Here is a 25,184-nt window from a genome sequence, read left to right on the forward strand (position 1 = left end):
CATGGCCGGGGAGACAGCGGAAAGCGTCATCCAGGTGGAGAACCTGGCGGCCCGCTTCGGCGGCCGGACCATCTTCGAGCATGTCAGCTTCGAGGTGAAGCGGGGCGAGGTCTTCGTCATCCTCGGCGGCTCCGGCTGCGGCAAGTCGACGCTGCTGAAGCACATGATCGGCCTCTATCCGCCGGCCGAGGGCAGCATCCACATCCTGGGCGAGGACATGGGCCAGGTGGACGGCGCCGAGCGCACCGCGCTGCTCACCCGGATCGGGGTGATGTGGCAATCGGGCGCGCTCTTCGGCTCCTCGACCCTGGCGGAGAACATCGAGGTCCCGCTGGAGGAGCATACGTCGCTGCCGGCGGAGGCCCGGGCGCTGGTGGCGCAGGCCAAGCTGGGGCTGGTCGGGCTGGCCGATGCGGCGCTGCGGCTGCCGGCGGAGATCTCGGGCGGCATGGCCAAGCGGGCCGGCATCGCCCGGGCCATGGCGCTCGACCCGCCCATCCTGTTCCTCGACGAGCCCTCGGCCGGGCTCGATCCCATCACCTCGGCCGGGCTGGATGCGCTGATCAAGCAGCTCGCCCGGGACCTCGGCACCACCTTCGTCGTGGTGACGCACGAGCTGCAATCCATCCTGGCGATCGGGGACCGCTGCATCATGCTGGACAAGGACGCCAAGGGAATGATCGCCGAGGGAGACCCGCGCAAGCTGCGCGACGAGAGCGAGAATCCCGTGGTGCGCGCCTTCTTCCGGCGCGAGGTCATGGCCACGCCCGCTCCCCGGCCGGACAAGGCCTGACGCATGCCGCAGGCCCGGGGACTTTATCTGCGCGTCGGCGTGCTGGTGGTGGTGGGGCTGGCGCTCTCGCTCGGCTTCGTCCTGTTCTTCACCTCCTCCCGCTTCGGCAGCGGCAGCGTCACCTACGAGACCTATCTGCGGGAATCGGTGCAGGGGCTCGATGTCGGCTCCCCCGTGCGCTACCGCGGCGTGGCGATCGGCCGGGTCTCGGAGGTCGGGCTGGTGGCGGCGGAATACCATCCGGCCCAGCGCGAGACCTTCGGCACCGTCTTCCAGCTGGTCTTCGTGCGCTTCGCGGTGGATACCAACCGGATCGGCGACGTGCCCTCGATCGAGGATGCCATCAAGCTCGGCCTGCGGGTGCGGATCGCGGCCCAGGGCATCACCGGGGTGAACTACCTGGAGCTGGACTTCGTCCCGCCCGACCGCTTCCCACCGCGGGAGGTGCCGTGGCAGCCGCGCTACCCCTATGTGCCGGCGGTACCCTCCACCGTGGCGCAGGTGCAGAGCGCGGCGGAGCTGCTGCTGCAGAAGCTGCAGGACGTGGACCTGCCGGGGCTGCTCGACAACGTCATCGGGCTGGTGGCGGATATCCGCGGCCAGGTGAAGGACGGCGACCTGGCGATCACGCTCCGCGAAGCGGCGACCCTGCTGCGCTCGGTGCGCAGCCAGGCCGAGGCGGCGCAGCTGCCGGCAATGGTGGCGGAGCTGCGCGGGGTGGCGACCGATGCCCGCGGGCTGCTGGCCAGCCGGGAGGTGCAGCAGACGCTGACCAATGCCGCCGCCGCCATGGCCGAGCTGCGGACCACGGTCGGCCGGCTGCCGGCCACCATCACCAACCTGGAAGGCGGGGTGCGCACCGCGCGCGGCGCGACCACGGACCTGCAGGCGGAGCTGGCGCCGATCTTGCGGGACCTGCGCGCCGCGGTGGGCAACCTGCGGGATACCACCGAACAGCTGCGGCGCTACCCGTCCCAGGCCATCTTCGGCGCGCCGCCGCCGGCACCGGAGCAACGCCGATGAGCATCGCCACGAACCGCCGATCCCTGCTGCTGGCCCCGCTTGTCCTGGGCGCCTGCAGCGTGCTGCCGGACCGGCCCTACCAGGAGGTCCAGCGCTTCGGCCTGGCGCCGGTACGGCCCGGGGCGCCTGCGCCGCGCATCCCCGGCCGGGCGGCGCCGGTGCTGCTGGTGCGGACCCTGCGGGCGGCCCCCGGCCTCGATGTCCGCGGGCTGCGGATGCTGGCGGCGGATGGGCAGGTGACGACGGAATACTGGCAGGAATGGGCGGCGCCGCCGGCCGACCTGACGGAGGAGGCATTGCGCCGCTGGCTGATGGCGAGCGGCCGGTTCAGCGCCGTCACCCTGCCGGGCTCCCGCCTCAGGGCCGATGTGGTGCTGGAAGGCGAGCTGACCCGGCTGCAGGCGGAAGTCGCCACCGGGCTGGGCCGGGCGGCGATCGCGGTGCTGTTCCTGGCCGAATCCCAATCGGGCGGCGATGCCCGCATTCTCGGGCAGTTCACCGCCGAGGGCACCGCGCCGATCGCCGGCGAGCGGCGCCGGGACGGCAAGGTGGATGCCGCCGCCGCGGCCGCGGCCATGTCGGCAGCACTGGGTGCGGCGCTGGCCGGGGTGGAACAGGGCGTGGCGCAGCTGCTGCCGGCAGCGGTGGCCGCCTCGGCCAGCCGCCCCCCTGGCAGCCGCCCCCCTGTCAGCCACAATGCGCGGTCCGCGCCTCGATGAAGCCGAGCAGGCATTCGCCGTAGCGGTTGCTGAAGGCGGGCAGCGCCCCGCCGCCATGGCCGGGGATGCCTGAGGGCCGGTCGAGGAACAGCAGCCGGTCGATCTGCGGCGTGGCCAGGGTGCGGAACAGCGCGGCGCGGGCTTCCGGATCCGGATCGTAGTCGTCGCCGGCGAAGGTGGCGACGGCGACGCGGGCGCCGGGGTTGCGGGCACGGACCAGCACCTGCCGGAGATCCGCCACCGCGACCGGCCAGGCCGGGCTGCCCTTGGGGCCATGCGCGGCGGGGGCGACGGCGATGACGCCATCGACCAGGCCCGGCTCGTCCAGGGTTTGCAGCGCGTTCCAGCCACCGCGCGACTGGCCGCCGACGATGATGCGGCGATAGCCCTGGGCGCGCAGCCGGCGGAGCGCGCCATGCAGCCAGCGGGCGGCGGCCTCGGTATCGTCCACCGCCGGGTCGCGGTCGAAGCGCAGCACGTCATAGCCGGCATTGTTGAAGACCCGGACATGCGGCTGCGGCTGGCTGCCGCGGCTGTCCTGGCCGCCGGCGGCGCGGCCATGCGCCCAGACATAGGCGCCGCGGGCCCTGCCCGGCCCCTGCCAGAGGAAGCGGCCATCCGGCACCACCGCCCAGCCCGGGCCGCCCTGGACCGGGCGGGTCGGCGCCGCCGCCGCCACCGCTTCCCGCCCCGGCCAGACCACGGCCAGGTCGCGGGCATAGACCTGGCAGCCGGCACCGCCCCATTGGGCGCAGAGCGCCATGGCCCGGGCCTCGGTCGCCGCCAGGTCCGGCTGGGCGGCGGCCCAGCCCCATTCGCCGCTGGGGCTGAGGGCGAAGACCCGCGGGGTCGCCTGCTGCAGGAAACGGGCATAGTCGGCGCGGCCTGCCGCCGTCAGGCCCGGGACGGCGGCGATGTCCAGGACCGAGGCGACGGCACCCGCGGCGGCACCCATGGCAGCCCCCGGGGCGGGAGCGCCCGAGGCAGGGGGCAGCATCGCCGGATCGGCGGCGGTACCGGCCGGGAAGGCGGCGGAAATGGCCAGCGCCAGGGCAAGCCACACTTGTATGTGATATCCCATAATCGTGATGCAATCACGATTCGCCTTCGCATTGCAACATGACATTTCGGCTGCCGCCACGATCTCCATCGGTGCCCGGACGTGGCAGTGAAGGCCGGAATCAGGGGGCCGGAGCGGCTGCCGCGCAGGGAATTCGCGCAAGCCCCTTTACCAGGCCTGCCTTCCGGGGCACCTAGCCGCACCGAAGCAGCGGCCGAGCCCGAGGATCAGATCATGCGCGTGAAGGATGTGAAGAAGGTCGTCCTGGCCTATTCCGGCGGGCTCGACACCAGCGTCATCCTGAAGTGGCTGCAGACCACCTACCGGTGCGAGGTGGTGACCTTCACCGCCGACCTCGGGCAGGGCGAGGAGCTCGGCCCGGCCCGCGACAAGGCGCTGCTGCTCGGCATCAAGCCGGAGAACATCTTCATCGACGACCTGCGGGAGGAATTCACCCGCGACTTCATCTTCCCGATGTTCCGGATGAACGCCCTGTACGAGGGGCAGTACCTGCTGGGTACCTCCATCGCCCGGCCGCTGATCGCCAAGCGGCAGATCGAGATCGCCGAGCAGGTCGGTGCCGATGCCGTGGCGCATGGCGCGACGGGCAAGGGCAACGACCAGGTGCGGTTCGAGATCGGCTACTATTCGCTGAAGCCGGACATCAAGATCATCGCCCCCTGGCGCGAATGGGACCTGACCAGCCGCACCGCGCTGATCGCCTTCGCCGAGGCGCACCAGATCCCGATCGCCAAGGACAAGCGCGGCGAATCCCCCTTCTCCGTGGATGCCAACCTGCTGCACTCGAGCTCCGAGGGTAAGATCCTCGAGGAGCCCTGGGACGCACCGGACGAGATGGTCTGGCAGCGCACCATCCGCCCCGAGGATGCGCCCGATACCCCGACCGAGATCACCGTCGAATTCGAGCGCGGCGATGCCGTCGCCATCAACGGCGAGCGGCTGTCGCCGGCCATGCTGCTGACGAAGCTGAACGAGCTCGGCCGCGCCAATGGCATCGGCCGGCTGGACCTGGTGGAGAACCGCTTCGTCGGCATGAAGTCGCGCGGCTGCTACGAGACCCCGGGCGGCACCATCCTCTATCAGGCGCACCGGGCGATCGAGAGCATCACCCTCGACCGCGAGGCCGCGCATCTGAAGGACAGCCTCATGCCGCGCTACGCCGAGATCGTCTACAACGGCTTCTGGTTCAGCCCGGAACGCCGGATGATCCAGGCGATGGCGGATGCCAGCCAGGCCAGCGTCACCGGCACCGTCCGGCTGAAGCTGTACAAGGGCAATACCATCGTCACCGGGCGGCAGTCGCCGCACAGCCTCTATTCGATGAAGCACGTCACCTTCGAGGACGACCAGGGCGCCTACGACCAGTTCGATGCCCAGGGCTTCATCAAGCTGAACGCGCTGCGGCTGCGGCTCGGCGCGATGGCGGGCCGGAAGGGCGGCGCGCTCTAGCCATGGCGACGCCGCGGCATGGCCGGACCCGGGTCCTGCTGCGGCAACTCTACCGGACCGAGGCGCCGCGGGCCCGCCAGTTCCGCTATGCCCTGCTGGTGCTCGACCTGCTGAGCATCGCCTGGATCGTCGCGGCCTCCTTCCTGCCGCTGAGCGCGACGGTGCTGACGGTGGATTGCGTGCTCGGCCTGGTCCTGCTGGCGGAATTCGCCGCGCGGCAGGGCGCCAGCGCCCGGCCCTGGCACAGCCTGATCCAGCCGCTGGAATTGGCCGACCTGCTGGGCATCCTGTCGCTGCTGCTGGCGCCGGTGCTCTATGGCGCGCTGGGCTTCCTGCGGGTGCTGCGGACCCTGCGGCTGCTGCATTCGGTGCGGCTGGTCGCATCCCTGCGCAGCGACCTGCCCTTCTTCCGGCGGAACGAGGAAGCGACCCTGGCGGCGGCGCAGCTCGGGGTCTTCATCTTCGTCATGACCGGCGTGGTCTTCGAGACGCAGCACCGCGGCAACCCGCATATCACCAACTACGCCGATGCCCTGTATTTCACCGTGACCGCGCTGACCACGACCGGCTTCGGCGACATCACCTTGCAGGGCCAGCTCGGCCGGCTGCTGACGGTCGTCATCATGCTGGCGGGGGTCACGCTGTTCCTGCGGCTGGCGCAGACGCTGTTCCGGCCGAACAAGGTGCGCTTCGCCTGCGAGAGCTGCGGGCTGCAACGGCATGAGACGGATGCGGTCCATTGCAAGGCCTGCGGCGCCCTGCTGCGCATCCCGGACGAAGGCGATGGCTAGAACCCAGGCAGTTCGCCCCATCCGGCGGGGAATTCCAGCAATGAATCCGTAAGTTCTGCTACGAACTTCGGCTTTGTTTCCATAGCCAAGCAAGGTCAATGTTGAGCGCAACGGTCAGTTGTTTTAGCATTGGCCAATCTTAAATCCCAAAGTGGTGGCAGCCTCCATGTCCTTGGCCCAAACGGGCGCTTCTCCCGACCTTGGACTGACGGTTGGCCTTCCGGCCATTGACAATCCCTGGTTGCTGCCCTGGCTGGCGCAGGGCAATGCCCTTCGCTGGCTGATCGCCAACCTGCTGGTCGCGGCGCTCTATGCCGGGCTGGGCGTGGTGGTCGGACGCTTCTTCGGCGCCTATGGGCTGTTCCCGGCGCCCATCTGGCTACCCGCCGGCATTGCCGCCATCGCCTGCATGGTCGGCGGCTCCGGCCTCCTGCCGGGCATCTTCCTCGGCTCCCTGGCGGTGAATGCCGGCTTCTTCGGGACCGCGCTGCCGGTTGCCGCCATGATCTCGGCGACCAATGCGCTGGGGCCCTGGGCCGGCGTGCAGCTCACCCGGCTGATGCGGCCGCCGAGCGGGCTCTTCACCCGCTTCAGCGGCGTGCTCGGCTTCATCCTCGGCGCCGTGCTGCTGCATGCCGCGCTGACCGCCGCCGGCGGCACCCTGGCGCTCGCTTTGGCCGAGCCGATGTCCTTCTCCAAGGCCTATGCGGTCTTCTCCGCCTGGTGGCTCTGCGACAGCGGCGGCACCTTCTTCTTCGCTCCGGCTCTGCTGCTGTGGCTGGGGGCCGAAAGGACCACCGCCGCGGCGGACCGCCAGCCCTCCCCGGTGGATACGCTGGTGCTGCTCGGCATGGTGGCGTCGGCGGCCTTCCTGTTTGCCATCCCCGGCGTGGGCAAGCTGGTGCGGCCGGATGCGGTCTTCCTGCTGACCGTCCCGCTGTCCTGGATCACGCTGCGGATCTCGCTGCGGGCCGCCTATACGCTGCTGACCCTGATCTGCATCGCGGCGACCGTCGGCACGGTGATGGGCGAAGGGCCCTTCCAGGGGCCGGGCGTCGCCAATCCGCTGCAATCGGTCGGGCTGATGACCGTGCTCTTCGCCATGGATGCGCTGACGCTGATCGCCCTGACCAGCGAGCGGCGGGAAGCCGAGGCGCGGCTGCACGAGGCGCGCGGCACCCTGGCCCGGGCGGTGGCGCGGACCGAGGACCTGACGCGGGAGGCACTGACCGACCCGCTGACCGGGGCCGGCAATCGCCGCCACTTCACCTCGGCCGGCGGCACCGCCTTCTACCTCGCGCGCAAGGCGGGGACGCCGCTGGGCCTGATCCTGTTCGACCTGGACCACTTCAAGCGGCTGAACGATTCCGCCGGGCACGAGGCCGGCGACCAGGCCCTGCGCGCGGTGGCGATGACCTGCGGCGGGACGCTCCGCGAGCACGACCGGCTGTTCCGGCTGGGCGGGGAGGAATTCGCCGTGGTGCTGCCCGGGGTGAGCCTGGCCGGCGCGGTGGAGGTGGCCGAGCGGCTGCGCCAGGCGATGGGCTATATCGCCCTGGCCGACGGCCAGCGGATGACCGCCAGCTTCGGCGTCACCGAGCGCGGCCCGCATGACCGGGCGCTGGACGACCTGCTGCGGCGGGCCGATGCCGCGGTCTATGGCGCCAAGGGCCGTGGCCGCGACCGGGTGGAAGTCGCGGCCGCCGATTGACGGCGCTGCCTATGGCGGCGGGCCGCGTCCGTTCCAGGCCGGCTCCGTGCTGCTGCCGCGCGGGGCGGCGCCGGGCCGGGCCGGAGATTGGCCCGGAGCCTGGGCCGGAGCTTGGGCCCGACCCTGGGTGGGCGGGGCGGTGGCATCGGCCCCGGTCTGGAACAGGCCGAACAGCCCGCGGAGGAAGCCCGGGGTCAGCGCCGCCAGCGGATTGACCACCACCTGCGGGTCGGCCAGCGGCCCCTGGATGCGGTAGGTCGCGGCGAAAAGCCCGCCACCGGCCTCCGGGCTGAACAGCCGGCCGATCAGCGGCAGGTTGCCCAGCAGCGTGTTGAAGACATAGGCCGGGACGATGGTCCCCTCGATCTCCGCGACGGCCCGCTCCCGCAGGATGCGACCCTTGGCGGTGACGCCGAGCGAAGCGGAGAAGGCCCGGGCATCGGCCAGGATCAGGGCCTCCGGCGTCAGGGTGAAGGGCGCGATCAGCCGGCTGAAGATCAGTCCGGTGCCGCCCTGCGCGGCCTCGAGCATGCCGTAGACCGTCATGGCCTGCAGCAGCTTGGCCGCCGCCGGGGCGTCCGAGAGGATGAACCCATCCATCTCCGCGGTGCCGGTCAGCGGCGCGCCGGTGCGCAGCTCGGCATAGCTGCCGGTGACGGTCAGCCTGCCGCCGCGGATGACATTCACCAGGTCCAGCGCATGCAGCAGCCCGCCGCCATCCTCGGCGGTCAGGCGCAGCAGGCGCTGGTCGCCGCGTGGCGTGAGGGTGAATTCGAAGGGCCCGGGCTGGCCGGGCGCCGCCGGGGCACCGGGCGCCGGCGGGGCGGTGCCGAGGCCGCGGACGGCGGTGCGGCCGGTCGCCCGCGCCTCCCGCAGGACGCCGCGGGCATCGGTGCGGGCGCGGGTCTGCACGCCCAGCAGGTTGCGGTCCTCCCCCATCGTCACCCGGTCGAAGCGGAGGTCGAGCAGCAGCGGCGGGCCGTCCCCGGCGCTGGCGGCAGGCGACGCCGGGTCGCGGGCGCCGCCGCCCTCGGCATGGCCGGCCGGGCCGAGCACCGGCCGCAGGTCCAGCAGCGGGCCGCGCAGGGCGATGGACCAGGCGGCATTGGCGCGTTCCGGCGGCCGCACCTCCCCGGTGAAGCGGGACCCGCCGAAGAGACTTTCGGTGATCTCGACCCGGTCGAGCTTCGATCGGACGAAGCCGGCGCGGCCGCGCAGCGACAGCTCCAGCGCCTCGACCCGGAAGGTCTCCACCGCGATCAGCGCATCGCCCTGCATGCGCAGCGTGGCATCGGCGGTGCCGGCGGTGCCGGGCAGCTTGGCCCAGTTCAGCGCCTCCATCCCCAGCCTGGCGTCGCGCAGGTCCCCGCGCAGCACCACCTGACCCTGGCCGTTGCGGCGCTTCTCGGACCGCGCCTCCAGCGCCACCGGCCCGTCCAGCGCCCGGGTCGCATCGAAGCCCAGGATGGCGATCTGCTGCGCGTCGAGCCGGCCGGACAGGGTGGCGCGTTCCACCACCTGCGTCGCCGGGCCGCGGCGGAAGTCGAGGTCGATGGCCAGCTTCACCGGGGCGCCCAGCAGCAGCGCGGTGCCGCTGGCCTTCAGCGTATCGGTGTCCACCGCCAGCTCGAAGGCGGCGCGGTCGAGGTCCTGGTCGAGCAGCATCCCGGGCAGCCTGGCATCGGTGACGCGCGCGGTGGCGCGGATGCGCAGCTCCTCGACCGGCAGGTCCTCCAGCAGCGGGAAGGCGATGGTCAGCCGGGCCTCGGCCTGGCCCTCGGCGACGCGCAGCGTCAGCGGCTGGCGCTCGAACAGCTTCAGCCGGGGATGCTTCAGCAGGGTCACCGCCTCGGCCAGCGGACCGGCGACCTGCAGGGCGATCTCGGCATTGCCCGGATCGGCATCGAGGTTGAAGAAGCGCACCACCCCATCGCGCAGCTCCATCGGGGCGCGGGCGCCCTCGCCGATCAGCTGGCGGCCGCCGCGGGCGCGGAGGGTGATCTCCCTCAGGGTGAATTCGGCGGTGCCGGATACGCCGACGGCGGCGGGAACCGGGCGCAGCCAATGCACCGTGGCATCGCTTGCCTCGGCGGTGCCGGTCAGGGCGGTGATGCGCAGGCCCTCCGGCTCGCCGGCCGGGGCCTCCGCCTCGATCCGCCACTGGCCGTTGCGGATGGTGCCGGCGGTGATGTTCTGGGTGATCCACTCCCGCTCGCCGCCCTTGGGGCTGCCGAGGCCGCGCGGCCAATAGGTCGGCAGGTCGGCGAAGCGGACGGCATCGAGGCCGATGCCGAGCCAGCCGCGCCAGAGGCCATTGGCGCGTTCGGCACTGCCCTCGGCCCGGATGGTCGGGCCGGCGGCGGCCTGGCCGAGGGAGGCAGGACCCAGGGAGGCAGCGCCATTGGCGGCCGGCAGGCGCAGCACGGCGCGTTCCAGCCGCAGGTGGTCCGGCGTGCCGGAAAGGGCAAAATCCGCGCTATCCGCGGCGATGCGCCGGCCGCGGCCGAGGTCCACCACGGCGCGGGAGACGCCGAAGTCGAGGCTCGCCTGTTCCGGCACCACCGTATCCAGCGAATCCGGCAGGCGGAAGCGGCCGCGCAGCCGGGTATCCCGCAGCAGCCCGGCGGGCAGGGCGCCCAGGGCGGCGGTCCGCGCCTCCGGCGCCAGCGCGGCCGGCCAGAGGCGGGGCAGGTCGCTGGCCTCGAGGGGGCTGGCGGCAAGGTCCAGCGCAATCTCCCAGCCGGCATCGCGGTGGAGGATCTCGCCGGTCGCATCCAGCGCCGGGCCCGGCAGGCCGCCCTGGCCCGGCAGCACCAGCCGCGCCTGCCGCAGCGCCAGCGCCCGGCCGGTGATATCGGCGGCGATGGCGAGACCGGCGAAGGGCAGCCGGCGTGGCGCGGCGCCCGCGGGCTGCGGGCCGGGACCGGGGCCCAGGTCGAAGGCGCCGGCACCGGCCGTGAGGGTGGTGCGGACCCGCTCCGGCCGGGCGGCGGCATCGAGCTCGGCGGTGACGGAGAGGCTGACCAGGGCATCCAGCGTGGCCAGCGGGGCGAGCGGCGGCCAGACCGTGGCGAGCTCGGTCGGGCGCAGCGCCGGCAGGCTCATCCCGGCGGCGATCCGCATCGGCGTGCCCTCGGCGCTGCCGTTCAGCCGCACCGGCATGCTGAGGCCGGCGGCACGGAATTCCGCCGCCCCCTCTCCCACCAGCCCGCCGGCCGCGGCCCGGCGGATATCGATCTGCGGCTCGTGCAGCGACCAGCTCCGGCCGCTGGCGGGGTCCTGCAGCGTGAATTCGCCGCCGGCGATGCGCAGCCGGCGGAGCGCGGCGAAGCCGCTGCCTTCGGAGGCCGGGCGCATCAGCTCGGCCAGCAGGGCCAGCGGATTGGCTTCGCCCGCGGCGGCATCCGCCGGGGAATCGGGGCCGAGGCCGAGCGCGAGGCTGCCGTCGGCGGCAAGCTGCGCCACGATTCGCGGCTGGCGCAGTTCGATGGTCGCCGGCGCCAGGGTGCCGCGCAGCAGCGCGCGGAAGGAGAGGGTGGCGGCGGCATCCGGCAACTCGGCCCGGGCGCCGCCATCGGCGCCGCGCAGCCGCACGTCGCTCAGCCGGATGTCGATCGGCGCGGCGGTGCCGCCGCGGAAGCCTTCCCAGGCGACCGCCGCGCGGCCGATGGCCAGGCGCGGGCCATCCGTCGCGGCGTTGACGCTGGCCTCGATCTGCCGGGCGAGGAAGGGAATCTCGAGCGGTCCCTCGGCCAGCCGCCAGGCCAGCGCCCCCAGCGCGAGGGCCAGGACGAGCAGGATGGCGAGCAGCAGGTTGCAGGCCCGGGGCACCCATCGGGGCAACGACCAAACCCGCGCTTGACCTTCAGCGCCGGTCACGCCTTCCCTCCTGCATCATGTCCCAGATCGACCCGAGGAGCCTCCTCCCCACCCTGCCGCGCCCCTTCGACCCGGAGGCGGCCTCGCGCCTGGCCGAGCGGTTCGGCGACCGCGACCCCGCCTGCCGGGCCTTCGCCGCCAGCGCTGATGGCGTGGCGCTGCTCGGCGCGCTCGGCGGGCATAGCCCCTATCTCGCGGATCTCGCGGTCAGGGAAGCCCCGGCCCTGCTGCGGCTGCTGGACCGCGGCCCGGACGAGGCCTTCGCCGTGGCCCTGGCGCCGCTCGGCCGGGCCGAGCCGGGGGCCGCGCGGGAGGCGGTGGGCGCCATGCTGCGGCAGGTGAAGCGCCAGGCGGCGCTGATCGCCGCGACCGCGGATATCATCGGGCTGTGGCAGCTCGACCGGGTGACCGGGGCGCTGTCCGAGGTGGCGGAGCAGACCATCGACTTCGCCTGCGCCCATCTGCTGCTCGCCGCGGCGGAGCGCAAGGAACTCCGCATCGCCAAAGGGACCACGCCGAAGGCGATCTCGGCCGGCAGCGGCCTGATCGTGCTCGGCATGGGCAAGCTCGGCGGACGGGAGCTGAACTACTCCTCGGATGTGGACCTCATGGTGCTGTACGACCCGGAGGCGGCAACCTACCACAGCGATCGGGCCGGCGCCTGCTATGTCCGGCTCGCCCGCGATCTCGTGCGGCTGCTCGAGGAGCGGACGGCGGAAGGCTACGTCTTCCGCACCGACCTCCGGCTGCGGCCCGACCCGGCGGCGACGCCGCTCGCGGTCTCGATCAATGCCGCCATCGTCTACTACGAGAGCATGGGGCAGAACTGGGAACGCGCGGCCATGATCAAGGCCCGCCCGGTCGCCGGGGACCGCGCCCTGGGTGAGCAATTCCTGCGGGAGATCCGGCCCTTCGTCTGGCGCCGGCACCTCGATTTCGCCGCGGTCGCGGATATCCATTCGATCAAGCGGCAGATCTATGCCCACAAGGGCGCCAAGGGCGCCGGGGCGACCATCGCCCTGGCCGGGCACGACGTGAAGCTCGGCCGCGGCGGCATCCGCGAGATCGAGTTCACCGCCCAGGTGCTGCAACTGATCTGGGGCGGCCGCGACCCGGGGTTGCGCGACCCGACCACGTTGGGCGCCCTGGCGGCGCTGGCCGCGGCCGGGCGGATCGAGCGGCGGGCCGCCGCCGATCTCGCGGATGCCTATGTCTTCCTCCGCAACCTCGAGCACCGGCTGCAGATGGTGGCGGACCGGCAGACGCACAGGCTGCCGGAGGACGAGGCCGGGCTGGCCCGCATCGCCTCCTTCATGGGCTTCGCCAGCGGGGAGGAATTCGCGGCCGCCTTCCTGGGCCATCTCGGCCGGGTCGAGCGGCACTACGGCAATTTCTTCGAGGCGGCGCCGGCCCTGACCGGCACGGCAGCGACGGAGGCCGGCGGCAACCTGGTCTTCACCGGGGTGGAGGACGACCCGGAGACCTCGGCCACCCTGAAGCGCATGGGCTTCGCCGATCCCGGCTCGGTCGCGGCGATGATCCGCGCCTGGCACCACGGCCGGCCCCGCGCCACCCGCAGCGCCCGGGCGCGGGAGCTGCTGACCGAGCTGATGCCCGGCCTGCTCGGCGCCTTCGCCCGGCAGTTCAACCCCGACCAAGCGCTGGCCCGCTTCGATGCCGTGCTGACGCGGCTGCCGGCGGGCGTGCAGATGCTCAGCCTGTTCCGGCGGAACCCGGCGCTGCTGGACCGGGTGGCGGGGATCCTCGGCGCGGCGCCGGAACTGGCCAATCATCTCGCCCATAACGCGGCGGCACTGGATGGGCTGCTGGCCGGCAGCGTTTCCCAGATGGGTGGGGGGGCCGGGGCCGATCCCTCCGCCTGCCTGCCCGCCCTGGTGAAGGATGCGCGGCACCTGGAGGAGGCGCTGGAGGCGGCGCGGCGGCTGGCGACGGAGCGGAAATTCGAGATCGACGCGGCGGCGCTGGAAGGCCAGCTCGACGTGGACGTGGCCGGGGAGCTGCGGGCCGACTTGGCCGATGCCGCCATCGCCGCGCTGCTGCCGCGCGTCGCGGCGGATTTCGCCGAGCGCTACGGCCGGGTGCCGGGCGGGTCGCTCGCCGTCGTCGCCTTCGGCAAGCTCGGCGGCCGGGAGATGCTGCCGGGCTCCGACCTCGACCTCGTGCTGCTCTATGACCACGACCCGGAGGCGGCCGAGAGCAGCGGTGGCCGGCGCAGCCTGGCGCCTTCCGAGTATTTCCTGCGGCTGGCGCCCCAGGTGGTCGGCGCCATCACCGCGCCGGGCGCCGAGGGGCGGTTGTGGGAGGTCGACATGCGGCTGCGGCCGTCCGGCAACAAGGGACCCGTCGCCATCCGGCTGGCGGCGCTGGAGCAGTACCACCGCGAGAATGCCTGGACCTGGGAGCGCATGGCGCTGACCCGGGCTCGGGCGGTGGCCGGGCCGCCGGCGCTGAAGCGGCGCATCAACGAGGTGCTGCGCGCCAGCATCGTCAAGCCGGGCGCGGCGGCGGTGGCGCTGGCGGATGCCACGGCGATGCGCCAGCGGATGCTGAAGGAGTTGCCGGCCGAAGGCCCCTGGGACGTGAAAGCCATGCCGGGGGGCCTGATCGAGGTGGAGTTCATCGCCCAGGCCCTGCAGCTGGTGCATGCCCCGGCCGAGCTGCGGGTGCTGGCCACCACCACGCGGCTGGCCCTGGCCCGGCTCGGCCAATACGGCTTCCTGCCGGCCGAGGAGGTCCAGGCCCTGGTCGCCGCCGACCGGCTGTGGCGCACCATCATCGGCATGGTGCGGCTGACCATCGGCAAGTCCCGTGAGGTCGCCTTGCCGGCGCCGGCCACCGCGGCGCTGCTGCGCGCGGTCGCGCCGCTGCAGGAACAAGCTCCGGTTGACCTGCCGGCTCTGCGCGCTCAGATGGCGGAGGTGGCCGGAACGGTTCGGGCGATCTTCGAACGCCGCGTCGGCCGGCTGGGTGCGGGTGGGGGATTGGCATGAGCGAGAGCATGGGACCGGTGGAGGGCGCCGCGGCGCCGGATTTCAGCATGCCGGCGAGCGGCGGGCGGACGGTGTCCCTCGCCGGGCTGAAGGGCGCGCCTTTCCTGCTGTATTTCTACCCGAAGGCCGATACGCCCGGCTGCACCAAACAGGCCTGCGGCATCCAGGAAGCTTTGCCGCAGCTCGGCAAGCTCGGGCTGACGGTGATCGGGGTGAGCCCGGACAGGCTGCCGCCGATCGAGAAATTCGCCAGTAAATTCGGCCTCGAATTCCCGCTGGCCTCGGACGAGGACCATGCGGTGGCCGGCGCCTATGGCACCTGGGTCGAGAAATCCATGTATGGCAAGAAGTACATGGGGATGGAGCGCAGCAGCTTCCTGGTCGATGCCCAGGGCAAGGTCGCCAGGGTCTGGCGCAAGGTGAAGCCCGAGGCCCATGCCGCCGATGTCCTGGCGGCCGCCGCGGCGCTGAAGTAGCGCCTCAATCGGCCAGCGGACGGAAGTCCTCGGTCGCCACGTCGCGGCCGAACTGGCCCTTGTCCTCCGGCAGCGGGCCGCGCGCCGCGGGCGGCGGCGGGCCATCCATCGGCGCCGCCAGCATGGAGCCGTCGCCCTCCCGCGGCAGGGCCCGTTCCGCGGTGCAGGAACAGACGTAGCTGCCGTCGGCGAGCAGGTTCGGCATGGTGACCTGGTCGCAATGCGGGCATTGCATTGCGTCCTGGCGGGGGTGGCCGGGCTGGATGTCGCTGTCGCTCATGCCGATCAGAACGCCGGCGGGCCGTCCGGTTCCGCGGGATCAGTTGATCTGGGACAGATCCTCGGCCAGCACGACGATCTGGATGGCGTAGGAAACCTCGCCGTCCTCGGTGTCGCGATGGACGGTACCGACGAATTCGCTGCCGACGAAAAGCTCGACCGAGGCATTCTTTCGCTGCGGCGTGCTGAGCTTGATCCGGTCGTTGCCCAGCAGCCGGCGGAGATGCGCCTGCACCGCGGCGAGTTCGGCTGGAGTCATGGGCTGAGGTCCTGAAACAATAAGGGTCGGCAGGCATAGCCCCGCGGGGCAGGCGGCGCTACCCCTTTGGCGCCGCTTCCGGCGGGACTTCCCCTGGTGCCAAAAGGCGTAGCGACAGCGCATGCAAGCCACCGGCGAATTCGGCGGCCAGCGCAGCATGCACCGCGCGGGACCGGGCGAGGCGGCCCATGCCGTTGAAATCCGGGCTGACCATGGCCAGGCTGTAATGTGTCTCCCCGCCCGGGGCGGCGCCGGCATGGCCGGCATGGCGATGGCTGTCGTCCTGGATCTCGAGCGCTGCCACCGCGAAGGCGGCTTCGAGGGCCTGGCGGATGCGGCCGGCGCGGGTTTCCGAAGCAGGGGTTTCCGTCGGGGAAGGTTCCATGTCGGGTTTCTCGGCGGTTTTGCCGCCGGTGCCAAGCGGGCGTCATCGGGCCGCCTTGCGGAGCCGCCGGGGCACGCCCATAAATCGGGGATGCCTCCTCGACGTGGCGCCTCCCCCGAGCCTCAGAGCCCTGCGCGCCCCTGCGATGCGCCGGGCTGCGAGGCGCATGGCGAGTTCCGGGCGCCGAAATCCCGCGACAGCCTGAACGAATACCGCTGGTTCTGCCTGCCCCACATCCGGGAATTCAATGCTTCCTGGGACTATTACAAGGGCATGGGACCGGCGCAGATCGAGGCCAACCTGCGGCATGACACCGCCTGGCAGCGGCCGACCTGGCCACTGGGCCGCCTGGGCGGCGGGCATCGCTTCAGCGAGGAATACCTGCGGGACCCGCTGGGCCTGCTCTATGCCACCCCGCTGCATGCGCGGCGGACCCGGCCGGCGGAAAAGCCGGTGGCGCCGCCCGAACTGCGGGCCGCGCTGGACGTTCTCGGCCTGGAGTGGCCACTCGACCAGGCGACCCTGCGCGGTCGCTACCATGAGCTGGCCAAGCAGCTGCACCCCGATGTCAACGGCGGCGACCGCGGCGCGGAAGACCGTCTGAAGGATGTGAACCGCGCCTATAGCCTGCTGCGGCGGAAGGTGAGCGGCGGCCATGCCGCCCCGGAAGCCGCCGAAGCGAGTGCCGCGGGCTGATGATGAGGCCGGTTTGGAAAACGCCCCGATGCGGGTAGCCTGCCGCGCCTGCCTGTCCTAGTCTTTCATTCAAGAACCTGAGCGGATGCCGATGACCAAGGTCGCCAACCTCGCCGAAATCCGACCCACCTCGGCGATCGACGCCCCGGATACCACCGTGAATGCGCGGGAGGCCTTCGGACTCGATCTCGACATGCAGGTGCCGGCCTTCTCCGTCCGCACCGAGCACGTGCCGGAAGTGGACGACACCTATCGCTTCGACAAGGAGACGACTCTGGCCATCCTGGCCGGCTTCGCCAACAACCGTCGCGTGATGATCCAGGGCTACCACGGCACGGGCAAGTCGACCCATATCGAGCAGGTGGCGGCCCGGCTGAACTGGCCCTGCATCCGCGTCAACCTCGACAGCCACATCAGCCGCATCGACCTGATCGGCAAGGACGCCATCGTCCTGAAGGATGGCAAGCAGATCACCGAATTCCGCGAGGGCATCCTGCCCTGGGCGCTGCAGCATCCCTGCGCCCTGGTCTTCGACGAATACGATGCCGGCCGCCCGGACGTCATGTTCGTTATCCAGCGCGTGCTGGAGGTCGAGGGCAAGCTGACCCTGCTCGACCAGAACAAGGTGATCCGCCCGAACCCGTATTTCCGGCTGTTTGCCACGGCGAATACCGTTGGCCTGGGCGATACCACCGGCCTCTATCACGGCACCCAGCAGATCAACCAGGGCCAGATGGACCGCTGGAACATCGTCGCCACGCTGAACTACCTGCCGCATGGGCAGGAGACGCAGATCGTGCTGGCGAAGCTCGGCGTCGATGCCGCGGACGCCAAGGCGAAGAAGCGCGTCGAGGCGATGGTGGCGCTGGCCGACCTGACCCGCGCCGGCTTCATCGCCGGCGACATCAGCACCGTCATGTCGCCGCGCACCGTCATCACCTGGGCCGAGAATACCCGCATCTTCGGCGATATCGGCTTCGCCTTCCGCCTCACCTTCCTCAACAAGTGCGACGAGGCGGAGCGCAGCACGGTGGCCGAATACTACCAGCGCTGCTTCAACGAGGACCTGCCGACCGGCACGCAGCTGAAGAAGGCGGGCTGAGACGACGGCCGGGCGCAGCCGTTGGGTGGCGCCCGGCATGGGTCCCTGACCTGGGCAACTAAGGTTGGGGACCGCATGTTGATACTCCGGATCGATCAGGCACTCCCATGAGCAAGCAGGACCTGACCCGTCAGGAAGAATTCAAGCGTGCCACCGCCGGCACCTTGCGCGCCATCGCCCATGCCAATGCCGAGGTGCAGGTCGCCTTCCAGCCCGGCCCCGGCGGCGTCTCCGGCAAGCGGGTGCGGCTGCCGCTGCCGACCCGGGCCCTGCCGGCTGCCGAGATGGCCAAGCTGCGCGGCGCCGCCGATGCCGCCGCGCTGCGCATCCGCCACCATTCCGAAACCGTCCATGCCGCGCGCCTGCCGCAGCGGCGGGAGGCGAAGGAAGTCTACGATGCGCTCGAGGACGTGCGGGTCGAGGCGGTCGGCTCCAGGCACATGTCCGGCGTGGCGGCGAACCTCCGCGCCCGCCTGACCGACATGTGCGAGACCGAGGGCTACGACCGGATGACCCGGAAGGACCAGCTGCCGCTGCCCGCGGCGCTGGCGCTCCTCACCCGCGAACGCATCTCCGGCGAGCCGGCCCCGGCCGCGGCCAAGCGGGTGCTGGACCTCTGGCGGGACAGCCTGGGCGACCGCGCCGACGATGCCCTGGCCGAGATGGCCACCGCGACCGACGACCAGGACGCCTTCGCGCGCGCCGCCCGCAAGCTGCTGACCGCGCTCGACCTGGCCGAGGCCGAGGTGGAAGCCGAGGCGGAGGACCAGGACGACGGCGAGGAAAGCGGCGAGAATTCCAGCCAGCAGGACCAGTCCGGCGAGGGCGAGGCCCAGGCGCAGGACCAGGAATCCATGCTCGGCGCCCAGCCCGAGACCATGCAGGGCGAGGCGGCCGAGGAAGAGGCCCAGGAATCCGAGGACGAGGGCGCCGCCGCCGAGGGCGACGACAAGCCCGGCGGGCCGCAGCAGCGCCGCGAGGTGCCGCAGACCGACGACGCCAGCCGCTACCACCCCTTCACCACCGCGCACGACGAGATCGTCGAGGCGGATGAGCTCTGCGACCCGGAGGAGCTGGGCCGGCTGCGCCAGCAGCTCGACCAGCAGCTCAGCCACCTCCAGGGCGTCGTCTCCAAGCTGGCCAACCGGCTGCAGCGCCGCCTGCTGGCGCAGCAGCAGCGCGCCTGGGAATTCGACATCGAGGAAGGCATGCTGGACGCCGCCCGGCTGTCCCGCATCATCACCAACCCGCTGCTGGCGCTGACCTACAAGCGCGAGCGCGAGGCGGACTTCCGCGATACCGTCGTCTCCCTGCTGATCGACAACTCGGGCTCCATGCGCGGCCGGCCGATCACGGTCGCCGCCATGTGCTCCGACATCCTCGCCCGCACGCTGGAGCGCTGCGCGGTGAAGACCGAGATCCTCGGCTTCACCACCCGCGCCTGGAAGGGCGGCCAGTCCCGCGAGAAATGGGTGCAGGAGGGCAAGCCGCGCAATCCCGGCCGGCTGAACGACCTGCGGCACGTCGTCTACAAGGCGGCCGATGCCCCCTGGCGCCGGGCGCGGAAGAACCTCGGGCTGATGCTGCGGGAAGGCCTGCTGAAGGAGAACATCGACGGCGAGGCCTTGGAGTGGGCCTACAAGCGCCTGCGCAACCGGCCGGAGCATCGCCGCATCCTGATGGTGATCTCGGATGGCGCCCCGGTCGACGACAGCACGCTGAGCGTGAACCCGGGCAACTACCTGGAGCGCCACCTGCGCAAGACCATCGCCGATATCGAGGGCCGCGGCGACGTGGAGCTGATCGCCATCGGCATCGGCCATGACGTGACCCGCTACTACCGCCGCGCCGTGACCATCGTGGATGCCGAGGAGCTGGGCGGCACCATGATGAAGAAGCTGGCCGAGCTCTTCGACGAGGATGCTGCCGAGGCCTGGCAGCGTGCCGCCACGGAACGCTCTTCGCTCGTCGCCTGATTGGCGCAAGGTCTTTCCCGGCGCTGGTTGCTGGCGGGGCTGGCGACCAGCGGTTGCGTGCCCGGAGGCGTGGGCCTTGCCCAGGGCAATGCCCCCCCTGCCCGGCCCCTGGCGCTGGAGCCGATGCCGGCCGGCAGCGTGCTGGAAGCGCTGGGCGGCCTGGTCATCGATGACCAGGCCATGGGATTCGGCGGGCTCTCCGCCCTGCATATCGACGACGACCTGCGGCTGACCGCCATCAGCGACGTCGCCCATTGGATGACGGCGCGGCTGGTCCTGCGGGATGGCCGACCGGCCGGGCTGGCGGAGATGCGGGTCGGGCCCCTGCGCGACGGCGCCGGGCAACCCCTGCCCCGCGGCTATGGCGGCGATGCCGAGGCCCTGACCCGCCTGCCGGACGGTACCTGGCTGGTCGGTTTCGAACGCTGGCACCGCATCCGCGCCTATCGGACCCTCGATGGCCCCGGCGGCTTCGTGGAAGCCCCGCCGGGGCTGGAGCTGGCGCCGGGCAATGGCGGATTGGAAGCCCTGGCGGTGCTGGCGGATGGCCGCTGGCTGGCGATCGCCGAGCAGCTTCGGCCGCCGCGGCAGCCGATGCTGCGCCAGGGCTGGATCGGCGGCCCCGGCCGCTGGCGGCCCTTCGCCTATCGGCCGGAGGATGGCTTCGAGCCGGCCGATGCGGCGCCCCTGCCGGATGGCGGGGCGCTGGTGCTGGAACGCAGCTTCTCCATCTTCGCCGGCTTCGGCGGCCGGCTGGTGCGGCTGAGTGCCGCCCAGCTGCGGGCGGCGCCGGAGGGCGGGGTGCTGGAAGGCGAGGTCATCCTGCGCTTCGCCGCCCCCTTGCCGCGCGACAATTTCGAAGGCGTGACCGTCTTCCGCGCCGGCGGCCGGACGCTGATCGGGCTGGTCTCGGACGACAACGAGAACATGCTGCAGCGGACCCTGCTGCTGGTCTTCGCGCTGCCGGAGGATTGAAGCGATCCGGAAACGGATTCGTAGGAGTTTCGCGGTTTCATGCGGGCCTCGACCCATTGAGGTGCGTCCCATGTCCGCAGCGCTTCGCCGTCTCTGCTACTTCAGCCAAAGCCTGATCGAGGGGTCGGCGGAGGCCAAGGCCCAGGAGATCGAGCGGCTTCTCGCGGTTGCCCGCCGGGTCAACGCGGAGATGAGCGTGACCGGCATGCTGATGACCAGCGAGGATTGCTTCGCCCAGATCCTGGAAGGGACGCCCGAGGCCGTCGGCGAGATCTATGGCCGCATCCGGCAGGATGGCCGGCACGCCGGGGTCACCCTGCTGCGCGATGATCCCGTGGCGGACCGCGCCTTCGCCGGCTGGGCCATGCGCTCGGTCCATAGCCTGTCCTGGCCGCAACTGGCGGCGATGCGGCCGCAGCCGCTGTACGAGCGGCTCAACGCTTTGGCGACGGAGCCGGCGGCGCCGCAGTAGCGCTGCGCGTGGCGAGCCAATCCAGCATGCCACGGGCCGCGGCGACGCCGGTGCTGAAGCAGGCCTGCAGCAGGTAGCCGCCGGTCGGTGCCTCCCAATCCAGCATCTCCCCCGCCAGGAAAACGCCTGGGCGGGTATGCAGCATGAAGCGCTCGTCCACCTCCGCCCAGCCGACGCCGCCGGCCGAGGAGATGGCGCGGTCGATGGGCGCCACGCCGGTCAACCGCAGCGGCAGTGCCTTCACCAGGACGGATAACGGGGCCTGGGCACCGCCATGCAGCGCTTCCTGCACCAGCCCGATCGCCACCGGCGGCAGCCCGGCCCGGCGCAGATGATTGGCCAGCGATTGCCCGCCGCGCGGGCCATCCAGCCGGGTCGCCAGTTCCGCCGCGCCGACATCGGGCCGCAGGTCGAGGTGCAGGATGGCATGGCCCTCGGCGGCGATCGCCTCCCGCAAGGGGGCCGAGAGCGCATAGACCGCCCCGCCTTCAAGGCCATGGGCGGTTACCAGCGCCTCCCCCCGCACCCGGTGGCCGGCGAATTCGAGGGCGATGCGCTTCAGCGGCGCGCCCTCGTGCCGCTGGCGGAAGACATCGGACCACTCCACCAGGACGCCGCAATTGGAAGGCCGGAAGGGCACCACGCCCGGCAGCAGCCCGGTCCAGTTGCCGTCCGAGCCGAGCCGCGGCCAGGAAGCGCCGCCCAATGCCAGGATCGCCGCCGCGGGCCGGACCGCCACCGGCCCCTCCGGCGCGGCGAAGCGCAAGGCGCCCTCGGCGTCCCAGCCCTCCCAGTGGTGGCGGCTGCGCAGGGTCACCCCCAGCCCGCCCAGCCGGCCGAGCCAGGCGCGCAGCAGCGGGGAGGATTTCAGCGCCTTGGGGAAGATGCGCCCGCTGCTGCCGGTGAAGACCGGCTGCCCCAGCGCCTCGGCCCAGGCGGTCAGCGCCTCCGGCGGGAAGCCGGCGATGGCGGCCTCCAGCCGGGGCCGGGCCTCGGCATAGCGGCCGAGGAAGGCGGGCAGCGCCTCGCCATGGGTCAGGTTCAGCCCGCCGCGGCCGGCGATGAGAAATTTCCGGCCGGGGCTGGGCATCCGGTCGAAGACCGTGACGGCGGCCCCGGCCTGGGCCAGCACCTCGGCTGCCATGAGCCCGGCCGGGCCGGCGCCGATGACCGCAACGGCTGCATCTGTCTGAAACATGACGCCTTGTAGGGGCCGAAGCCCAGGCGGTGAACCCTTGGGCCTTCCGGCCGTTAGGGCGCCGCAACCTCCAAAGGGGAATTTCGATGGCTGACGGCTATTTTTCCAACCTCCGCTCGCGCGCCGAGGATGTCCGCGACTCCGCTGGGAAGTATGGCCGCGATGCCCGCGACTCCGCCGAGAAGTATGGCCGCCGCGCCTCCAGCTCCCTGCGCGATGCGGGCGAGACGATCCGCGACCGTGGCGACGATGCCCGGGGCGAGCTGGCGAAGCTCTGGAACGACCTCGAGGATCTGGTGGAGCGGCGCATCTCCCCCGCCGCGCAGGATGCGGCGCGCTATGCCGGCAGTTATGCCCGGGACGGCCGGGATGCGGCGCTCGACATGGCCTCCCAGCTGCGGGACGCGACCCGGTCGCGGCCGCTGATGGCGATCGGCATTGCCGTCGCCGCCACCTGGGTCATCAGCACCATGCTGCGCAGCAGCAAGCGCTGACCGAGCCGGACCGCGGCGGCCCAGACCGCCGCGGTCCATTCTCGGTGCCTTCCCGGCGGCGGGGGCGTAGGCCTCGCCGTGCCGTGTCGATCTTGAGTTTCCCTGGATGCTCGCCGTCGTGGCAGCATGGCGGGAATGCTTCGGCAGAGCTTCAAGCCGCGCCACCGCAGCCCAAGATAGGCAGGCGATGAACCACATCCTCTCCCCGGTCAGCTTCTTCCCCGCCAAGCGCCCGGCCCCGCCGCCGGAGCGGCGGCTGAAGGTCGTCTCCCCCTTCGAGCCGAACGGCGACCAGCCGGCCGCCATCAAGCAGCTGGTGGCAGGGCTGCGGGCGGAGGAACGCGACCAGGTTCTGCTCGGCGTGACCGGGTCCGGCAAGACCTTCACCATGGCCAAGGTGATCGAGGAATTGCAGCGCCCGACGCTGATCCTCGCCCCGAACAAGACCCTGGCGGCGCAGCTCTATGGCGAGATGAAGAGCTTCTTCCCGGACAACGCGGTCGAATACTTCGTCAGCTACTACGACTACTACCAGCCGGAAGCCTATGTTCCGCGCACCGATACCTATATCGAAAAAGATGCGCAGATCAACGAGCAGATCGACCGCATGCGCCACTCCGCCACCCAGTCCCTGCTGGAGCGGAACGACGTGGTCATCGTCGCCTCGGTCTCCTGCATCTACGGTATCGGCTCGGTCGAGACCTATTCGCGGATGGTGGTGAAGCTGGAGGTCGGCGGCCAGATCGACCGCGACGTGCTGATCAAGGGCCTGGTCGAGCAGCAGTATCGCCGCAACGACAGCTTCTTCGCCCGCGGCACCTTCCGCATCCGCGGCGAGACGGTGGATATCTGGCCGGCCCAGCTCGAGGACCGCGCCTGGCGCGTCAGCCTGTTCGGCGACGACATCGAATCCTTACGCGAATTCGACCCGCTGACCGGCGAGATCACCGGCGAGATGGAGCGGGTCAGCGTCTATGCCAATAGCCACTACGTCACGCCCCGCCCGACCCTGCAGCAGGCCATCATCTCCATCAAGGCGGAGCTGAAGGAGCGGCTGGCGGAGCTGCACGCGGCCGGCCGGCTGCTGGAAGCGCAGCGGCTGGAGCAGCGCACGCAGTTCGACATCGAGATGCTGGAGACGACCGGCGTCTGCAAGGGGATCGAGAACTACAGCCGCTACCTGACCGGGCGCCGGCCGGGCGAGCCGCCGCCGACGCTGTTCGAATACCTGCCGGAGAATGCGCTGCTGGTGGTGGACGAAAGCCATGTCACCATCGGCCAGCTCGGCGGCATGTACCGGGGCGACTTCGCGCGCAAAAGCGTGCTCGACGAATTCGGCTTCCGGCTGCCCTCCTGCAAGGACAACCGGCCGCTGAAGTTCGAGGAATGGGAGGCCTATCGCCCCGCCACCGTCTTCGTCAGCGCGACGCCAGGGCCCTGGGAGATGGAGCGCACCGGCGGCACCTTCGCCGAGCAGGTCATCCGCCCCACCGGCTTGATCGACCCGGTCACCGAGATCCGCCCGGTCGAGAAGCAGGTGGACGACCTGCTGGCCGAATGCCGGGAGCAGATGCAGAAGGGCGGCCGGGTGCTGGTGACGACGCTCACCAAGCGCATGGCCGAGGACCTGACGGAATACATGACCGAGGCGGGCATCAAGGTCCGCTACCTGCATTCGGACGTGGATACGCTGGAGCGGATCGAGATCATCCGCGACCTGCGCCGCGGCGTCTTCGACGTGCTGGTCGGCATCAACCTGCTGCGGGAGGGGCTCGACATCCCCGAATGCACCCTGGTCGCCATCCTGGATGCCGACAAGGAAGGCTTCCTGCGCTCCGCCACCGCGCTGATCCAGACCATCGGCCGCGCCGCGCGGAACGTGGAGGGCAAGGTGATCCTCTACGCCGACAAGATGACCGACAGCCTGCGCAAGGCGCTGGAGGAGACCGACCGCCGCCGGACCAAGCAGATCGCCTGGAATACCGCGCACGGCATCACGCCGACGACCATCAAGCGGCAGATCGCCGATGTCATGCAATCCGTCTACGAGGCGGATTACGTGACGGTCGAGGCGGTGGAGGGCGATGCCACCGCGCAGTTCATCGGCAAGGACCTGAAGGCCAGCATCGCCGAGCTGGAGAAGCGGATGCGGGCGGCGGCGGCGGACCTCGAGTTCGAGGAGGCGGCGCGGCTGCGCGACGAGATCAAGCGGATGGAGGCGATGGACCTGGGGCTGGAGCCGAACCTGGCCGGGCGCAGCCTGCAGGACAGCGTGCCGCGGGCGCCGGCCAAGGCCAAGCCGAAGGGCGACTGGAAGCCGAAGCCGCTGGGCCCGGGCGGCGGCGGCTACGACCCGGAGAAGAAGCGCGGCGGCCGCCGCCGCGCCTCATAGGGCCAAGGCGGAACATTCGCCCC

21 protein-coding genes are annotated in these 25,184 nt (G+C 71.5%); 15 read left to right on the plus strand and 6 right to left on the minus strand.

Annotation, left to right across the window (positions count from 1 at the left end; translation table 11 throughout):
- The first annotated feature begins 1 nt into the window (after position 1).
- The 3 genes from AC0IW9_RS15960 to AC0IW9_RS15970 are packed head-to-tail and all read left to right on the plus strand — an operon-like array spanning position 2 to position 2,535.
- Positions 2–793 carry an ABC transporter ATP-binding protein gene (locus AC0IW9_RS15960; protein WP_471649265.1) on the plus strand — a complete coding sequence of 264 codons (792 nt, stop codon included), beginning with the start codon at positions 2–4 and terminating at the stop codon, positions 791–793.
- A 3-nt stretch (positions 794–796) separates the two neighbouring features.
- The gene (locus tag AC0IW9_RS15965) at positions 797–1,816 is read left to right on the plus strand and encodes an MlaD family protein (protein ID WP_471649266.1); all 1,020 of its coding nucleotides are present in this window, start codon (positions 797–799) and stop codon (positions 1,814–1,816) included.
- Positions 1,813–2,535: an ABC-type transport auxiliary lipoprotein family protein gene (locus AC0IW9_RS15970; protein ID WP_471649267.1), complete on the plus strand. Its 723-nt coding sequence runs from the start codon at positions 1,813–1,815 to the stop codon at positions 2,533–2,535. Before AC0IW9_RS15965 ends, AC0IW9_RS15970 begins: the two co-directional genes overlap by 4 nt.
- Here AC0IW9_RS15970 and AC0IW9_RS15975 read toward each other — a convergent pair.
- Entirely contained in the window at positions 2,504–3,598 is a 1,095-nt protein-coding gene (locus AC0IW9_RS15975; protein ID WP_471649268.1) for a hypothetical protein, read from the minus strand. The two genes, AC0IW9_RS15970 and AC0IW9_RS15975, sit on opposite strands and share 32 nt — an antisense overlap.
- 231 nt (positions 3,599–3,829) lie before the next feature.
- On the opposite strand from AC0IW9_RS15975, the gene AC0IW9_RS15980 reads away from it, so the two are divergent.
- The 3 genes from AC0IW9_RS15980 to AC0IW9_RS15990 all read left to right on the plus strand — a co-directional run bounded on the left by AC0IW9_RS15980 (position 3,830) and on the right by AC0IW9_RS15990 (position 7,567).
- Positions 3,830–5,065, plus strand: coding sequence for an argininosuccinate synthase (locus AC0IW9_RS15980; RefSeq protein WP_471649269.1), 1,236 nt, complete (start codon positions 3,830–3,832; stop codon positions 5,063–5,065).
- Positions 5,066–5,067: 2 nt separating this feature from the next.
- Positions 5,068–5,856: a potassium channel family protein gene (locus AC0IW9_RS15985; protein WP_471649270.1), complete on the plus strand. Its 789-nt coding sequence runs from the start codon at positions 5,068–5,070 to the stop codon at positions 5,854–5,856.
- 241 nt (positions 5,857–6,097) lie between these two features.
- Positions 6,098–7,567: a GGDEF domain-containing protein gene (locus AC0IW9_RS15990; protein WP_471649271.1), complete on the plus strand. Its 1,470-nt coding sequence runs from the start codon at positions 6,098–6,100 to the stop codon at positions 7,565–7,567.
- A gap of 9 nt (positions 7,568–7,576) precedes the next feature.
- Here AC0IW9_RS15990 and AC0IW9_RS15995 read toward each other — a convergent pair whose 3' ends face one another.
- Positions 7,577–11,410 (minus strand): hypothetical protein, encoded by a 3,834-nt coding sequence (locus AC0IW9_RS15995; protein ID WP_471649272.1) that lies wholly within the window; start codon positions 11,408–11,410, stop codon positions 7,577–7,579.
- 53 nt (positions 11,411–11,463) lie between these two features.
- On the opposite strand from AC0IW9_RS15995, the gene AC0IW9_RS16000 reads away from it, so the two are divergent.
- Together AC0IW9_RS16000 and bcp are read left to right on the plus strand one after the other, a co-directional pair.
- A complete protein-coding gene (locus tag AC0IW9_RS16000; RefSeq protein WP_471649273.1) occupies positions 11,464–14,457 on the plus strand; it encodes a bifunctional [glutamine synthetase] adenylyltransferase/[glutamine synthetase]-adenylyl-L-tyrosine phosphorylase in 2,994 nt (997 codons plus the stop codon).
- Positions 14,458–14,465: 8 nt separating this feature from the next.
- The gene (bcp, locus tag AC0IW9_RS16005; RefSeq protein ID WP_471649334.1) at positions 14,466–14,933 is read left to right on the plus strand and encodes a thioredoxin-dependent thiol peroxidase; all 468 of its coding nucleotides are present in this window, start codon (positions 14,466–14,468) and stop codon (positions 14,931–14,933) included.
- Between the two features lie 4 nt (positions 14,934–14,937).
- Here bcp and AC0IW9_RS16010 read toward each other — a convergent pair whose 3' ends face one another.
- Genes AC0IW9_RS16010 through AC0IW9_RS16020 form a run of 3 tightly spaced genes read right to left on the minus strand, consistent with a single transcriptional unit; the run spans position 14,938 to position 15,856 of the window.
- Positions 14,938–15,213 (minus strand): hypothetical protein, encoded by a 276-nt coding sequence (locus AC0IW9_RS16010; protein WP_471649274.1) that lies wholly within the window; start codon positions 15,211–15,213, stop codon positions 14,938–14,940.
- A 39-nt stretch (positions 15,214–15,252) separates the two neighbouring features.
- Positions 15,253–15,471, minus strand: coding sequence for a DUF3126 family protein (locus tag AC0IW9_RS16015; protein WP_202825157.1), 219 nt, complete (start codon positions 15,469–15,471; stop codon positions 15,253–15,255).
- Between the two features lie 58 nt (positions 15,472–15,529).
- Complete coding sequence (locus AC0IW9_RS16020; RefSeq protein ID WP_471649275.1) at positions 15,530–15,856, minus strand: BolA family protein; 327 nt, start codon at positions 15,854–15,856, stop codon at positions 15,530–15,532.
- Between the two features lie 90 nt (positions 15,857–15,946).
- Here AC0IW9_RS16020 and AC0IW9_RS16025 point away from each other — a divergent pair, with 90 nt between their 5' ends.
- The 5 genes from AC0IW9_RS16025 (at position 15,947) to AC0IW9_RS16045 (ending at position 21,077) form a co-directional block, all read left to right on the plus strand.
- Positions 15,947–16,552 (plus strand): J domain-containing protein, encoded by a 606-nt coding sequence (locus AC0IW9_RS16025; RefSeq protein ID WP_471649276.1) that lies wholly within the window; start codon positions 15,947–15,949, stop codon positions 16,550–16,552.
- A 91-nt stretch (positions 16,553–16,643) separates the two neighbouring features.
- A complete protein-coding gene (gene cobS, locus AC0IW9_RS16030; protein ID WP_471649277.1) occupies positions 16,644–17,654 on the plus strand; it encodes a cobaltochelatase subunit CobS in 1,011 nt (336 codons plus the stop codon).
- Between the two features lie 107 nt (positions 17,655–17,761).
- Entirely contained in the window at positions 17,762–19,630 is a 1,869-nt protein-coding gene (gene cobT / locus AC0IW9_RS16035; RefSeq protein ID WP_471649278.1) for a cobaltochelatase subunit CobT, read from the plus strand.
- Positions 19,631–19,687: 57 nt separating this feature from the next.
- Positions 19,688–20,605 carry an esterase-like activity of phytase family protein gene (locus AC0IW9_RS16040; protein ID WP_471649279.1) on the plus strand — a complete coding sequence of 306 codons (918 nt, stop codon included), beginning with the start codon at positions 19,688–19,690 and terminating at the stop codon, positions 20,603–20,605.
- Positions 20,606–20,675: 70 nt separating this feature from the next.
- Positions 20,676–21,077 carry a BLUF domain-containing protein gene (locus tag AC0IW9_RS16045; protein WP_471649280.1) on the plus strand — a complete coding sequence of 134 codons (402 nt, stop codon included), beginning with the start codon at positions 20,676–20,678 and terminating at the stop codon, positions 21,075–21,077.
- Here AC0IW9_RS16045 and AC0IW9_RS16050 read toward each other — a convergent pair.
- Positions 21,040–22,275: a TIGR03862 family flavoprotein gene (locus AC0IW9_RS16050; RefSeq protein ID WP_471649281.1), complete on the minus strand. Its 1,236-nt coding sequence runs from the start codon at positions 22,273–22,275 to the stop codon at positions 21,040–21,042. The two genes, AC0IW9_RS16045 and AC0IW9_RS16050, sit on opposite strands and share 38 nt — an antisense overlap.
- An 86-nt stretch (positions 22,276–22,361) precedes the next feature.
- Between AC0IW9_RS16050 and AC0IW9_RS16055 the strand changes: the two genes are divergently transcribed.
- Both AC0IW9_RS16055 and uvrB read left to right on the plus strand, forming a co-directional pair.
- On the plus strand, positions 22,362–22,769 hold the full coding sequence (locus tag AC0IW9_RS16055) for a hypothetical protein (protein WP_471649282.1): 408 nt from the start codon (positions 22,362–22,364) through the stop codon (positions 22,767–22,769).
- Between the two features lie 187 nt (positions 22,770–22,956).
- Positions 22,957–25,161 (plus strand): excinuclease ABC subunit UvrB, encoded by a 2,205-nt coding sequence (gene uvrB / locus AC0IW9_RS16060; RefSeq protein WP_471649283.1) that lies wholly within the window; start codon positions 22,957–22,959, stop codon positions 25,159–25,161.
- Positions 25,162–25,184 lie beyond the last annotated feature (23 nt).

The organism is Belnapia sp. AC561, assembly GCF_979252845.1.